11 protein-coding genes and 1 pseudogene are annotated in these 14306 nt (G+C 33.0%); 6 read left to right on the top strand and 6 right to left on the bottom strand.

Going from position 1 to position 14306, the window contains the following annotated elements:
* Positions 1–45: 45 nt before the first annotated feature.
* On the bottom strand, positions 46–930 hold the full coding sequence (locus tag HRU50_RS11970) for a hypothetical protein (RefSeq protein ID WP_296351324.1): 885 nt from the start codon (positions 928–930) through the stop codon (positions 46–48).
* 80 nt (positions 931–1010) lie between these two features.
* Between HRU50_RS11970 and HRU50_RS11965 the strand changes: the two genes are divergently transcribed.
* Positions 1011–1676 (top strand): phosphoribosyltransferase family protein, encoded by a 666-nt coding sequence (locus tag HRU50_RS11965; RefSeq protein WP_366927379.1) that lies wholly within the window; start codon positions 1011–1013, stop codon positions 1674–1676.
* A gap of 60 nt (positions 1677–1736) precedes the next feature.
* Complete coding sequence (locus tag HRU50_RS11960) at positions 1737–3353, top strand: Ig-like domain-containing protein (protein WP_296351323.1); 1617 nt, start codon at positions 1737–1739, stop codon at positions 3351–3353.
* Here HRU50_RS11960 and HRU50_RS11955 read toward each other — a convergent pair.
* From HRU50_RS11955 to HRU50_RS11945, 3 genes and pseudogenes are all read right to left on the bottom strand, one after another.
* Positions 3337–4119 carry an amidohydrolase gene (locus tag HRU50_RS11955; RefSeq protein WP_296351322.1) on the bottom strand — a complete coding sequence of 261 codons (783 nt, stop codon included), beginning with the start codon at positions 4117–4119 and terminating at the stop codon, positions 3337–3339. The two genes, HRU50_RS11960 and HRU50_RS11955, sit on opposite strands and share 17 nt — an antisense overlap.
* Positions 4120–4167: 48 nt before the next feature.
* On the bottom strand, positions 4168–4689 hold the full coding sequence (locus tag HRU50_RS11950) for a hypothetical protein (RefSeq protein WP_296351321.1): 522 nt from the start codon (positions 4687–4689) through the stop codon (positions 4168–4170).
* A gap of 56 nt (positions 4690–4745) precedes the next feature.
* Positions 4746–5888 (bottom strand): annotated as a pseudogene (locus HRU50_RS11945) (methionine aminotransferase).
* 83 nt (positions 5889–5971) lie between these two features.
* Between HRU50_RS11945 and HRU50_RS11940 the strand changes: the two are divergent.
* Positions 5972–8059 carry a S46 family peptidase gene (locus HRU50_RS11940; protein ID WP_296351320.1) on the top strand — a complete coding sequence of 696 codons (2088 nt, stop codon included), beginning with the start codon at positions 5972–5974 and terminating at the stop codon, positions 8057–8059.
* A 74-nt stretch (positions 8060–8133) separates the two neighbouring features.
* Here HRU50_RS11940 and HRU50_RS11935 read toward each other — a convergent pair whose 3' ends face one another.
* Positions 8134–8718 carry a DUF6252 family protein gene (locus tag HRU50_RS11935; protein ID WP_296351319.1) on the bottom strand — a complete coding sequence of 195 codons (585 nt, stop codon included), beginning with the start codon at positions 8716–8718 and terminating at the stop codon, positions 8134–8136.
* A gap of 195 nt (positions 8719–8913) precedes the next feature.
* Between HRU50_RS11935 and HRU50_RS11930 the strand changes: the two genes are divergently transcribed.
* The 3 genes from HRU50_RS11930 to HRU50_RS11920 all read left to right on the top strand — a co-directional run bounded on the left by HRU50_RS11930 (position 8914) and on the right by HRU50_RS11920 (position 13711).
* Positions 8914–9672, top strand: coding sequence for a hypothetical protein (locus HRU50_RS11930; RefSeq protein WP_296351318.1), 759 nt, complete (start codon positions 8914–8916; stop codon positions 9670–9672).
* Positions 9673–9837: 165 nt separating this feature from the next.
* A complete protein-coding gene (locus HRU50_RS11925; RefSeq protein ID WP_296351317.1) occupies positions 9838–12705 on the top strand; it encodes a TonB-dependent receptor in 2868 nt (955 codons plus the stop codon).
* Positions 12683–13711, top strand: a complete 1029-nt coding sequence (locus tag HRU50_RS11920; protein WP_296351316.1) for a phytase — start codon at positions 12683–12685, stop codon at positions 13709–13711. The genes HRU50_RS11925 and HRU50_RS11920 overlap by 23 nt, the downstream gene beginning before the upstream one ends.
* A 48-nt stretch (positions 13712–13759) precedes the next feature.
* Here the strand turns inward: HRU50_RS11920 and HRU50_RS11915 are convergent, their stop codons facing one another.
* Positions 13760–14233 carry a DUF1569 domain-containing protein gene (locus HRU50_RS11915; RefSeq protein ID WP_296351315.1) on the bottom strand — a complete coding sequence of 158 codons (474 nt, stop codon included), beginning with the start codon at positions 14231–14233 and terminating at the stop codon, positions 13760–13762.
* Positions 14234–14306 lie beyond the last annotated feature (73 nt).

The following is a 14306-nucleotide window of genomic DNA, read 5'->3' as shown; positions in this document are numbered from 1 at the left end:
CGTTCAAATTAAGAGAACGGTTTTTCAAAAATTATGATGGGCGAATTATTTCAATGTAATACTAGTAGACCCTATTCTTTGATTTTGATGAAAGACGTTAACGTAATAAATGCCCTTTTGAAGTGGTTGGTCTTTGGTATCAGCCACTACTTGAGAGCAGAATTCTAATGATTCGTTATTGTAATTCACCACTTCTTTTTGGCTATATAGTAATGAAGTGTCTCCAAATCTCACTTCACCTTTGTCTGCAATGACATTTCCTTGAGGACTAACAATCTGTACATATATGTCCTTTTTACCTTCTTGGGTCAATGGATTTTCTGGTAAATAAATACAAATGTCTAAGGTATTTACGCGCTTCGCTTTTTCCGAGAAACGTTTCTTACCAGACTTTAATTTATAAGATGTTGCTTCAATATGACTTGCCTTTAAAACAGCTGCCTCGTCTATAGACTTATTCAAAGAAGCATTAACCTCTTTAAGTTTGTTGATGTTTTTAGATTTATTTTCTATTTTATTTAAGGCATACAGTTGTTCTTCTTTTAGCCTTAAATTTTCAGCATTTAAAGAATCTATGGTACTTAATAAAACTCTACTCTTTGTTTTAATAACAGAGAGTTGATTTTTAAACTTCGTGATAATTGATAAGTCTCCTTTTAATAATCTTAAAGAATCTAAAGCAATTTTAGTTTCTAATTTTGCCTCTTGGAGCTCGGCAGACAAAAGATCGTAATCTTGGCTTAATTCGTCATAACTAGACAAGATTTCTGATAGTTCTTTTTCTATCAAAACCTTTTCTTGCACCAAGAAGTTTTCGTAGGATTTAATAGATTTATAGTTTGTGAAACTATATACTCCTAGTGCAGTTAAAACAACCAATAAAGAACCTATAATTAATCTGTAGCTAAATAAACGAGGGTTAACTAACATATTAATTTCTATTAATTGACGACGAAATTATAGTATCTTGAATCATAATCTTATTTTATTCGATATAAGTGTTAAAAAATTTGATAAACCTGTTTTTCCCTCATGTATGTGAGGCTTGTGATAATCCCTTACAAGACAATGAATCTAGTATTTGTATAACTTGCCGTCATGAGTTACCTGTAACTAATTTTCACTTTAATAATTCTGAAAATGTAAAAAAAGTGCTTTATGGTCGTGTACAGTTAGAGAATGCAACCGCACTTTTGTACTTTTCTAAAAAGGGAAAAGTACAGCAGATATTGCACAACTTAAAGTATAAAGGACATGAGCATATTAGTGGAATTTTGGGTAGTTGGTTAGGTGCAGAGTTACAGTCTTTACAAGCATATCAATACGTAGATGTTGTAATACCTGTGCCATTGTATAAATCTAGATTAAAAAAGCGAGGTTATAATCAGGTTACTGCTTTTGGCAGAGCAATAGCCAATGCTCTAAATATTGAATATAATGACACTGTTTTACAACGCATTAAATCTACTCAAACTAAAGTATTTAAAGGACGATCTAGAAGATATGAAGATAATTCAGTGTTTGATATATCTCCTAATAACACATTAAATGGTAAGCACATTTTATTGGTTGATGATATTATAACTACAGGCGCTACGGTTGAGGCTTGTGCTAAACAATTATTAAAAATTCCTAATATTAAGTTAAGTCTAGCAACTATGGCAATTGCAAATTAATTTTTGCGTTTTGTGTGTAGCTTTTAAAATTGTTTCTTTGTGCTAAACTATTCTATACAGATGACGACGTCATTAAAGCGTATTTTTTTTATTATACTTATAGGAATTACTCTTGCCAGTTGTGCAAATAGAGGTTCTCCAACAGGTGGTGAAATTGATGAAGATCCTCCTGTAATTGAAAAATCAGTGCCAGAGAATTTCTCAACTAATTTTAACGCAGCTGAAATCAAAATTTATTTTGATGAATACATTAAAATAAAGGATATAAGAAAACAGCTTATTATATCGCCACCAATGGAGTATGATCCTGTGATTTATCCTATGGGAGGAGCAAGCAAGTATATTTCTATCAAAATAAAAGATACTTTAAAAGCAAATACAACTTATGCTTTCAATTTTGGGGAAAGTATTGTAGATAATAACGAGGAAAATCCATATCCATACTACAGATATGTATTTTCAACAGGCGAGACCATAGACTCTTTATCTGTAAAAGGCTATGTAAAGGATGCTTTAATGCAGGAGCCAGATCCTTTCATTTCAGTGATGTTGTACGATGTGGATTCTACATATACCGATTCCATAGTATTTAAAGAAAAGCCTATTTATGTTACCAATACGCTTGATAGCGTAACCACATTTAGTATTGATAATATTAAAGCAGGAACGTATAAGTTGATTGCATTAAAAGATAAAAATGGAAATTTCACCTTCGATCAAAAGACTGAAAAAATAGCATTTCATGAAGGATTTATTACTGTTCCAAATGATTCAACATATCCGTTAACCTTGTTTAAAGAGCAAACCAATTTTAAAGGTTTTAAGCCGAAGCAAGATGGTGAGACTAAAATTATTTTTCCTTATGAAGGTGATTATGAGTCTATGAAAATAAAGATTCTGGCTGAAACACCAGAAGACTTTAAAACGAGAATTACAAAAGACACCAAAACCGATACATTATATTATTGGTATAAGCCAAAGCTTGAGATTGATACGACGTTATTCATTGTTTCTAATGAAAAGTTTATTGACACTTTTAAACATCGCTTTAGAAAACTAGATAAAGACTCATTAACGATAAAGAAACTATCTTCCAATGTCATAGACTATGATAAGGATTTTACATTAGAAGGTTCGGTGCCTTTTTCAAAAATTGATACAACTAAAATTACCTTAATGGATCGCGATTCTACCTATCTAAAGTACGAAGTAAAATATGATTCATTATTAAATAGGTATTCTTTCCCTATTGAAAAAGAAGAAGGTCAACGTTATACATTTACAGTATATCCTGAAGCATTCACAGATTTCTATGAAGGTACAAATAAGGATACGGTTAATTATGCTTTTAGAACTAAGCTAAAATCTGAATACGGAAACATTAGAGTCAATCTTAGAAATGCAAAATTGCCACTAATTGTGCAATTAATTGATAATAAAGGTGAGGTCGCATACGAACGTTATGCTAAGGATTTACCTATGGTTGACTTTACTGATTTAATACCAAAGTTATACGCACTAAGAGTTGTGCATGATACAAATGGCAATGGTAAATATGATACGGGTAATTATCTTCTAGGTATACAGCCAGAGCGTGTAAGTTACGTACCTCAGGAAAAGGTTGAAGAGGTAAGAGCCAGTTTTGATTTTATAATAGACTTTACGCTTCTAGATTAAAGCGATCTCTATCATTTAAAAAGCCTAATTTTTCTCTGTATTTACTAACATGAGCTTTATCTAAGTTTATGATTTCGTTACTTTCTGCACTTTCCGCTATGGTATCTAAACGATTACCTAAAACATCATACGCGCCAGAATGTCCAGTGTATTCGTAATTATTGCCATCTAATCCAATACGATTTACACCAATACAATAACTCATGTTTTCAATTGCACGAGCTTTTAATAAGGCATCCCATGCACTAACCCTTACTTTTGGCCAATTGGCAACATAGATTAAAAGGTCGTAGTCTGCAGTGTTTCTAGCCCAAACAGGAAAGCGCAAGTCATAACAAATTAGTGGGCAAATTTTCCAACCTTCATATTCAAAAATAAGTTTCTCTGTTCCCGCAGTATAGACTTTGTCTTCACCTGCGAGTGTAAACGTATGACGCTTGTCATATTGATGAATCCTACCAGAAGGTTCAACACAAACAAAACGGTTATAATAATTGCTATTTCCACTAATTACCAGACTTCCCATAATAGCAGCTTGCTTATGTTGTGCAAGGTCTTTCAGCCAATTTATGGTAGTGCCATCCATAGTTTCTGCAACTGTAGAGGCATTCATCGTAAATCCGGAAGTGAACATTTCTGGAAAAATAATAAGGTCAACACTATCAGAAATAGCATTGACCTTGTAAGCAAGTTGTTTTCTATTGTCAGCTGGGTTTTCCCAGACTAAATCGGTTTGAATAATTGCAACTTTTAATTCGTTCTTCATAGTATAAAATTACGAATTTAGAATACAATTGACGGGCAAAAAAGGTAATTATAGTTTGCGTTTAGCTTTGGCTACTTTTTCGGTTAGTTTTTCAATTTTTTCTAACCATTTCGTTTCATCAACTGGTGAAAGCTTTCCTTTCTTTTTAAGTTTTTTATATTTCTTTTCAGCTTTAGCTAAATTGTCCTGAGCTTTTCTGTAATTCTTTTTTAATTTTTCTTGTTTTTTAAGTGCTTTCTCAGCTTTTTTTCTTGCCTTCTCAACCTTCTTAACTTCCTTTGCTGCTTTTTTACGTTCCTTTTCTATTTTTTTAGCCTCTTGTGCATTCCTCTTTTCAGCTTTTTCCTTGGCTTTTTGAGCCTTCTTTTCGAGTTTCATTTTTTCAGAAATTGCTGCGGCATCTTCAAGGATTAAAGATTTTTCCTCTGCACTTAGGGTTGTAGTGATGTCTTCACCATCTAAACATACTTTCTCATTCTTAACTTCATAAGTTTTACCATTTTTCTCAACTTTTTGAGCCAATGTAGATAATGAAAATCCTAAGAATAACAGTAAAATGTAATACTTCATATTGTAATTTGATTTTGTCATTTGTTCTTTTGACACATTGAATTAAAAAAAGTTACTTATATTTTACATAAAATTTCGGCAGCTTTAATTAAAGTATCATCGGTTTTAGCAAAACAGAAGCGTAAGACCTTATCATCCTTGTTATTCTCATTAAATACTGAAAGTGGTATTGACGCAATTTTAAATACTTTGGTGAGGTGTTTAGCAAAATCTACATCATGCTTTTCAGTAATGGCTGAATAATCCAAAACTTGAAAATAGGTGCCTTTAGAAGGCGTGAATTTAAAACGAGATTCAGAAATGAGATTCAAAAATAGATCACGTTTATTTTGAAAAAACTGTGGCAGTTCTAAATAGGTGTTTTCATCTTGCATAAATTGAGCAATACCAATTTGCATCGGATGGTTAACACTAAACACATTAAACTGGTGCACTTTTCTAAATTCTTCCATAAGATACTTAGGTGCGCAACAGTAGCCAATTTTCCATCCTGTATTGTGAAATGTTTTTCCGAATGAAGCTGTGATAAAACTACGCTGCTTTAAGTCATTAAATAAGCACACGCTTTTATGAGTTTCGTCATCAAAAACAATATGCTCATATACTTCATCACTCAATACAATGATATCAGTGTTTTTTGTAATATTTTGAAGCTGAATCATATCAGCGGTTGACCAAACTGTACCACTTGGATTATGTGGTGAATTAATGACAATCATTTTTGTTTTTTAATTCACTTTTGAAGCAACTTCAGACCAATCCACGCTATAATTTGGTGCTGAAAGCTGAATGGAAATGGTTTTACCACCATTCAATGCAATGGCGGGTTCATAGCAATCGTAAGCAGGTTTAAAAATGATGACTTCATCTTTTGGCTTTACAAAGGCAGAAATGATAGTATAAATGGCTTGTGTTGCGCCAGCGGTAATTGTAATCTCATCTTCAGGATGATACGTGCTTTTATAAAGTAGATTATACTTGTTAGTAATAGCTAACCTTAAACTTAGATTTCCTGCCATTGGTGCGTATTGATTGTGACCTGAGTTCATAGCATCAGTGACCAATTGGTTCAATTTTTGTAAACTTGGATAATTAGGAAAACCTTGTGATAAATTAAGTGCACCGTGTTCTTTTGCCAAAGCACTCATTACTGTAAAAATAGTGGTGCCAACGTTTGGCAATTTAGATTGGTGATTTATCATTTTATCGCTTTAAAAACAAGAAGTATTAAAGATATAAAATGTGGTTTTTCTATCTTTACAAAAACTAAAAAATATTTAATATGCGAATTATAAAATTGCTTTGTTTTTTCATTGTTTTCCAAGTGTCTGCTCAACAAGGTGGCATGTGGATTCCTTCGTTATTAGAAGGCATGAATGAAAGCGAAATGCAAAGCTTAGGAAGTCAACTATCTGCAAAGGACATTTATGATGTTAATAATTCTAGCCTTAAAGATGCAATAGGTCACTTTAATGGTGGTTGTACTAGTGAGGTTATTTCAGATAGAGGTTTAGTCTTAACCAATCATCACTGTGGTTTCAGCCAGATTCAATCACATTCATCTTTAGAAAATGATTATTTAAAGGATGGATTTTGGGCAATGTCTTTAGAAGAAGAATTGCCAAATGAAGGTTTGTTTATTGAATTTATTGTAAGCATTCATGATGTTACAGATACCGTTTTAAATGGTGTTACTGATAGCATGACCGAAAAAGAAAAGCAATCCTTAATTACAAAGAATAGCAATGCTGCAATGGAAACTTGGCCAAAAGAAGCATGGCAAGATGTAAAGACCAAGTCGTTTTATAAAGGCAATCAGTATTTCTTATTTGTAACAGAACGTTTTGAAGATATCCGTTTAGTAGGTGCGCCACCAAGTAGTATTGGTAAATTTGGTAGTGATACTGATAATTGGGTGTTTCCTAGGCATACTGGAGATTTTTCGATGTTTAGAATTTATGCCAACAAAGACAATAAGCCTGCAAAATATAGTAAAGACAATGTACCATATAAGCCAAAGCACTTTTTGCCTGTGTCCTTAGATGGTGTTGAAGAAGGTGATTTTACAATGGTATTTGGGTTTCCTGGTCGTACTAATGAGTATCTTCCAGCAGTAGCGATAGAACATATTACTTCAGAATTTAACCCAACAAATATTGCTATCAGAGAGGCAGCGTTAAAAGTGATTGATGCTAAAATGAAAGAAAGTGATGCTGTTAGAATTAAATATGCGTCTAAACAGGCAAGAATTGCAAATGCTTGGAAAAAGTGGATTGGTGAAAACTTAGGTATTGAAAAAAGTAATGCAGTTGCCAAACGTCGCGAATTTGAAGAGACCTTTAAAAGAGCACTTAAGGAAGAAGGTTTAGAAGATAAGTATGGTCATATTCTACCAAAATTTGATAAACTTTATAAGGATTTTGCTCAGAGTAATATAAAACGAAGAAACTTTATTGAAGTATTTATAGTAACTAATGAATTAATGCATATGATCTTTAGATCATATCAAGTTGAGCAAGCATTATTATCAAATCCTGAAGTATTAGACAGAGCCAAAGCAAGTTTAAAAGGTCGTTTAGAAGGTATTCATAAGAATTTTGATATTGAGGTTGATAAAGGTGTGCATCTAAATGTTATGCCACTTTATGGAAAGACTGCTAATGCTTCAATTTATGAAACATCGGCATTTGTAAATTTAGACTCAGCATTACAATTACTTGAAGGTGATGCTCAAACAATTATCAAGAATCTAAATGCTGATTCAGCATACGCCTATGCAAAGCCAATAATTGATGAGTTTTATAGCAGCATAGATCCAGAATTTCAGGAAAAGAATGAAGTGATTAATGCATTACAAACCGAATACATGACGGCATTAATGAAAGCACTTCCAGACGAGCGTTATTTTCCAGATGCTAATAGCACATTGAGAGTTACATATGGTCAAGTAAGAGGCTATTCACCTAGAGATGCTGTGTATTATAATCCGGTAACGTATTTAGATGGAGTTATTGAAAAATATGTGCCTGGTGATTATGAGTTTGATGTACCTCAGAAATTAAGAGATTTACATAATTCAAAAGATTACGGCAATTATGCGGATAAGAATGGTAAAGTACCAGTGTGTTTCTTAGGTACTAACCATACCACAGGTGGAAATTCTGGTAGTCCTGCAATTGATGCCCAAGGAAACTTAGTAGGTCTAAACTTTGATCGTGTTTGGGAAGGCACAATGAGTGATATGAATTATGATCCAGAAATTTGCCGAAACATCATGGTAGATTTACGTTATGTACTGTTTATAGTAGATAAGTATGCAGGGGCAACACATCTTATTGATGAAATGAAATTAGTGCATCCGAAGCAATAGGATTTAAAATACATATAGAAATAAAGGACCTATAAGAGTTTTATACTTGTGGGTCTTTTTTATTTTAAAAAAGTTTATAGTTGTATATCAAAGCGGCCTTCGCGCACTTCTACGATGTCGCCTTCGCTATTAATAGCATCAAACCAAAAGGTACCGCTTAATATGGCGTTATTAAAATCGTTGCTAGTAATAGTGAGCTCACCAGTTACCATACTGTTTGTAGAATAATAATTTGGTGATGGTGGAGGAAACGTATTAATTATATACTGAGCGCTCGATGGACTGCCTGTGAATTCAGTATTTAACAAATAGGTTTCACCCTCTTGTAAAGGTATATTAAACTGACTTATTCTTATAGTATATAGGCTGCCATTAACTTCTCTAGAGATGCCTAAAGTAAAATCTTCACCATTTAGATAGTTTAATACAAGTGGTTGTATACTCCCATTATTAGGTAAAAAAGCTTCGCCATTAACAAGGCATCCTGCGGTATTTTCGCCAGTTTGTGTTGCTGGTGGCAATTGGTCTATAGGGTTTTGAGAGCCATTGTTATCGTCATCGTTTTTATCGCAGCTTAGGGAACCAATTAAAAAGAAGATTAATAGTAACAATGAGATTCCTCGACAAGCTCGGAATGACAAGTTTAATTCTTTTTTCATAGTTTTTGAGATGCTTTAGAAAATTATTGAGATTGAAAAGTCGTTAAAAAGGTTTCTCTATTAAATTTGGTTACCAAACATTATAAAACTAATGGTTTTTTTAATGCCATACTATACGTAACATTACTTATTTTATGTTTTTAATTCTAGATGACGGACAACATAATACAAAGCCGTTCTATACGTTAAAGTATTATGAGACATATGCTTTACTGTATTTTCTTTCTGTTGCTTTTAAATTGTAAAAAGACTTCTAAAATTGAAGTGGTTGAACGAATGGTAGAAGCTCAAGAAGCAGTTTCGGAAGATTCTTTAAAACTTGACTTAAATTTTAAACCTAAAGGAAATTATACTGAATTAAGACATAAAATCATTAATGATAAAGCCTATTTTAAAAGACGCTATCAAACGGATAGAACAAAAGCTATTGATAGTGCGTCAAACTACATATATACAACTTTGTTAAATGGGATTGTACCGCATTGGTATGGCACAACTTGGGATTTTAATGGTCATACAGATATACCAAATAATGGGGAAATTGCTTGTGGTTATTTTGTGTCTACCACGCTAAAGCATTTAGGCTTCAATCTAAATCGTTATAAGATGGCGCAAGCAGCAGGATTAAATGAAGCGAAGCTACTTCAACAAAAATCAAGTCTTAAGATATTTTCAGGATTAAGCTTGGATGAACTAAAATCTAGGGTTAATACAGTATATGGTGACGGTTTATACTTTGTTGGCTTAGACAATCATGTGGGATATGTATTAATTCTTAATAAGGAATTATACTTTTTACATTCAAGTTATTGTGATGATAAAGTCGTCCTTGAACTTGCTGAAGATTCCTACTGTTTTTCTTCTAATCTTTATGTTTTTGCGGAAATTACTACAAATAGATCACTCGTAGAAAGCTGGATTTTGAATACGCGGTTGCGTATTCCGAATACGTAAATTAAACTTCAAAGTTAGGTTTGTTAATAATAACCTAATAGTTAACTGATTGTTAATTCCTACTCTTAAACTGGTAAACCATAAACATATCGTAAATGTTAGTTAATACGCTTCGGCCGCACAATTCCTTTATTTGAAGGATTAATTAACCAACTAACAAATACAATGAAAAAACAGTTTATTTTCACACTTTTTTTAATAGTGAATATACTTTTTGGTTTTTCTCAAGAAGGTAATATTCAAGGTGTTATAACAGACGAGCAAGGTATTTTTGTGCCTTATGCAACTATTAGCGTAGCGAACTCAAAAAAAGGAACAGTTTCTGATTCTGAGGGTAAATTTTTACTACTAGAAGTGCCATCGGGTAAACAAACCTTAACAATACAATATCTAGGTTATGCAGATCAGACTGTTGAGGTAGAAGTTATTGAAAATGTAACAACAGAAATAAAGGTTGTTCTTGTTCAAAAATCAGAGACATTAGACAATGTCATTCTAACAGGATTTATTGGTGGACAGGCAAAGGCTTTAAATACACAAAAAAATAAGCTAAATATTACAAATGTTGTATCTGCGGATCAGGTAGGGAAATTTCCAGATGCAAATATTGGTGACGCTGTTAAACGTATACCAGGTATTACAATGCAGGTAGATCAAGGAGAAGCAAGAAATATTATTATCAGAGGTCTTGCACCACAATTAAATTCAGTAACCTTAAATGGTTCAAGAATCCCATCGGCTGAAGGTGATAACCGTAATGTGCAGATGGATTTAATTCCTGCAGATATGATTCAGCAGATTGAGGTGAATAAAGCAGTAACACCAGATATGGATGGCGATGCTATTGGTGGTTCGGTGAACTTAATAACGCGAAGTGCACCAGAAGGTTTTAGACTTTCTGCAACAGCTGGGTCAGGTGTTAATTTTATAACAGATAAAAGAATTCTTAACGGATCATTATTATATGGAGATAGAAGTAAGGATGGAAAATTCGGTTGGATGTTTGCAGGTTCTATCAATGATAATGATTTCGGATCTGATAATATTGAGTTTGAGTGGGCGAATGAAGCAGAAGATCCAATTTCTGGAGATGATGTAGATGTTGATCCTTACGTAGCGGAACACGATATTAGAACCTATATAGTACAACGTGTTCGTAGAAGTTTTTCAGCAAATTTTGATTATAGATTCAATGCTAATAACTCTATTTATCTTAAGACCATGTATAACTGGAGAGATGATAGAGAGAATCGTTACAGATTGAGATACAGGTCTATTGAGCCAACAACTATCATAAATGGTGTAGGTTCTGATTTTCAAGGTGAAATAAGAAGACAGACAAAAGGTGGATTAGATAATGATAGAAATCAGAATACACGTCTAGAAGATCAGAGAATGCAAAACTATACACTTGGAGGTGAGCATTTATTTGGAAAAGTTAAATTTGATTGGTTGACATCTTATGCAAGTGCATCAGAAGAGCGTTTAAATGAACGCTATATTTCTTATGAATTAGAAGAAGGGTTAGATGGAGAACCTGTAGCTTTCAATGTAAATCTTTCAGATACTGAGTTTCCAGTAATTACTGCTGCTAATGCAAATGATGTTGCATTAGATAGTTATTCATTACGAGAAATAACTGAAGAAAATCAGTTTACCGAAGAAGAGGACATTAACTTATTCGCTAATGTAGAAATACCTTCAGATTTATTTGGTAATGGTGATGGCTTTATTAAAGCTGGTTTAAGGGCTAGGCTTAAAAGTAAAATAAGAGATAATGACTTCTCTGAATTTGAGCCATTATCTGCTGATGCAGGAAATTTTGACTTCGGTACTATGCCTCTAACAAACCAAACAGATGCTGATTATCTAGCTGGCGGACAATACGTTGCAGGTAATTATGTGTCGCCAGAGTACTTAGGTCAATTAAACCTTAGTAATTCTGCGTTATTTGAAGAAACTTCATTACCTGAAGAGTTCTTGTCTCAAAATTTTGATGTTACGGAAGATGTTTTTGCTGGTTATATCATGGCAGATCAAAAATTATCTGATAAGTTGTCTGTTTTAGCAGGTGTGAGAATTGAGAATACTTCAATAGAAACTGAAGGAAATATTGTAAGCTTTGATGATGATGGTGATTTTGATCCGGCAGCTTCATCTCTAACAAAAGATGATAACTCATATACTAACATATTACCAAGTATTCATTTTAAATATGACCTAAGTAGAAAAGCAGTTTTAAGATTGGCTTGGACAAATACATTAGCTAGACCAGATTATTCAGATTTGGTGCCATTCAGAAATATAATTAATGAAGATGAGGAGATTGAGTTAGGTAATCCAGGTTTAGAAGCAACAACAGCTATGAACTTCGATTTAATGGCTGAGTATTACTTTGATAATGTTGGTATTATTTCTGGTGGTGTATTTTATAAAGATATTCAAGATTTTATTTATGTGTCTCAAACTATTGCGACAGATAATAATGATTTAGGACCTGGTACCTCCGGTTATAACGTTTTTCAACCCTTAAATGGTGATGCCGCAGAGGTATTTGGATTTGAAGTGTCATTCCAACGTCAGTTAGATTTCTTACCAGGGTTTGCTAAGAATTTCAATATATATTTAAACTATACATATTTAGATTCGAGTACAGAAGGAGTTGCAGATCAGGCTGGAGACTTAAGAGATGGTTTAGGTCTGCCTGGTACAGCGCCAAATATGTTTAATGGGTCGTTAGCATATACAGATAAGAGGTTTAATATTCGTTTATCTGCCAACTATTCTGATTCTTATGTTGATGAGATTGGAGGAAATGCTTTTACAGATCGTTATTATGACGAGCAGTTTTTCTTAGATTTTAATTTAAATTATGCAATTAATGACAATTTGAGAATATATGCTGATGTAAATAATATTACAGATCAGCCACTTCGTTATTTTCAAGGTGTGAGAAATAGAACTATGCAAGCTGAGTATTACGGAACACGTGTAACTTTTGGATTAAAGTATGATTTATTTAAGAGAAAGTAAGGCCTGTTTTTTATTAGTATTAGTGTTGTTTGTTTTGGGTTGCAAGAAGAACAACCTGCCTGTAATTGAACCCACTTTAATAACAGAAAAAACACCGCATGATACTGATGACCCAGCAATTTGGGTAAACAAAGAGAATCCCTCAGAAAGTATCGTTTTTGGTACAGATAAAGATGAATTGAATGGTGGCGTCTATGCCTTTGATTTAGAAGGAAAGATAATAGAAGAGAAATCTATTACAGGGTTAAGTTATCCTAACAATGTTGATGTGTCTTATGGTTTTAAACTGAATGACTCTACAACGACCGATGTGATAGTCTTTACAGAGCGAGAAAAACATCAGATAAGACTATATTCAATTCCTGATATGAAACCATTAGATAATGGTGGGTTTCCTGTATTTACCAATGAATTGGAAATAGATAAAAAGCGTCCAATGGGTGTTGCGTGCTATTCTGATGGTGATAGTACATATGCTATAGTTAGCAGAAAGAGTGGTCCAACATCCAATTATTTACATCAATATCAATTTGTTTCTGATAGTACTGGAATTCGTTCTGAATTGGTAAGAGAATTTGGAGATTTCAGTGGAAAGAAGGAAATAGAGGCAATAGCTGTAGATAATGAATTAGGATTTGTGTTTTATTCTGATGAGATGAATTGTATACATAAATATTATGCTGACCCATCAAAAGGGAACAAGGAATTAACATGTTTTGGGGCTAATATTTTTGAAAGAGATATTGAAGGTATCGCAATTGTTAAGAATGAAGACAAAGGATTTTTAGTGGTTTCAAATCAACAAGCACATTCGTTTTCAGTTTTTGATAGAAATACTAATGAATTTGTAAAGGAAATCAATCTTGGAACGGTTGAAACAGACGGTTGTGATGTTACAACAGTATCTCTTGGTAACAAATTTCCTCATGGTTTGTTTGTAGCCATGAATGATAGTAAAGAATTCTATTTCTACGATTTAAAAAATCTAAATCTATCTATAGATTAAACATCATGTTTTTAGGTTAAAAATTGATGAATGAAACCCTTTCTTTTATTAGGAAGGGTTTTTATTTAGGATATCATCTATAATCTTTAAATGATGTTTGGTGTGTACTTCTATAAATCTTATGCTTTGCTTTTTGGATAGCGAACCAAAATATGGATGCGTAAACATAGCACTTTCAGCAATCTGATGTAATTGATTAGCTTTTGCCTTTGCGTCATCAAGTTGTTGTTCTATATCAATTAAAAGAATGTGTTCTGGTGGTCGCACTACCTTTGGAGCAGTGCCTTTTCCTCTAGGAATGTAGCCGAAAAATAAAAACAATCGACCCAATAATTTAAGAGGCTTTTTATTAGGATTCGGATTTTCATCTAAAACACCCAATATGCCATTAACAACTTTTAAGCTATGGTCTAGATGCCAACCAATTGAAGATTTTGAAACTTTAGAATTCTGAACTTCAAAATTAGGGATATGTTTTTCAATTTCGGATAATAACTCTTGAAGCTTATCTAGTTGTTTCATGGTGTTAGTGGCTAATGACTAAAAGTAACAAAAAAACCCAAGCAGTAATGCTTGGGTCTTGGAATTTAGTTTT

Source organism: Winogradskyella sp. (genome assembly GCF_013213835.1).
Taxonomy (GTDB): Bacteria; Bacteroidota; Bacteroidia; order Flavobacteriales; family Flavobacteriaceae; genus Winogradskyella.
This window is presented reverse-complemented; position numbering and strand designations above follow the sequence as displayed.

Excerpts from the sequence above, each read along its gene's own strand:
- HRU50_RS11930 (WP_296351318.1), top strand. The coding sequence starts at position 8,914 with ATGAGACATATGCTTTACTGTATTTTCTTTCTGTTGCTTTTAAATTGT.
- HRU50_RS11925 (WP_296351317.1), top strand. The coding sequence starts at position 9,838 with ATGAAAAAACAGTTTATTTTCACACTTTTTTTAATAGTGAATATACTT.
- HRU50_RS11950 (WP_296351321.1), bottom strand. The coding sequence starts at position 4,689 with ATGAAGTATTACATTTTACTGTTATTCTTAGGATTTTCATTATCTACA.
- HRU50_RS11955 (WP_296351322.1), bottom strand. The coding sequence starts at position 4,119 with ATGAAGAACGAATTAAAAGTTGCAATTATTCAAACCGATTTAGTCTGG.
- HRU50_RS11960 (WP_296351323.1), top strand. The coding sequence starts at position 1,737 with ATGACGACGTCATTAAAGCGTATTTTTTTTATTATACTTATAGGAATT.
- HRU50_RS11935 (WP_296351319.1), bottom strand. The coding sequence starts at position 8,718 with ATGAAAAAAGAATTAAACTTGTCATTCCGAGCTTGTCGAGGAATCTCA.
- HRU50_RS11915 (WP_296351315.1), bottom strand. The coding sequence starts at position 14,233 with ATGAAACAACTAGATAAGCTTCAAGAGTTATTATCCGAAATTGAAAAA.
- HRU50_RS11920 (WP_296351316.1), top strand. The coding sequence starts at position 12,683 with ATGATTTATTTAAGAGAAAGTAAGGCCTGTTTTTTATTAGTATTAGTG.
- HRU50_RS11940 (WP_296351320.1), top strand. The coding sequence starts at position 5,972 with ATGCGAATTATAAAATTGCTTTGTTTTTTCATTGTTTTCCAAGTGTCT.
- HRU50_RS11970 (WP_296351324.1), bottom strand. The coding sequence starts at position 930 with ATGTTAGTTAACCCTCGTTTATTTAGCTACAGATTAATTATAGGTTCT.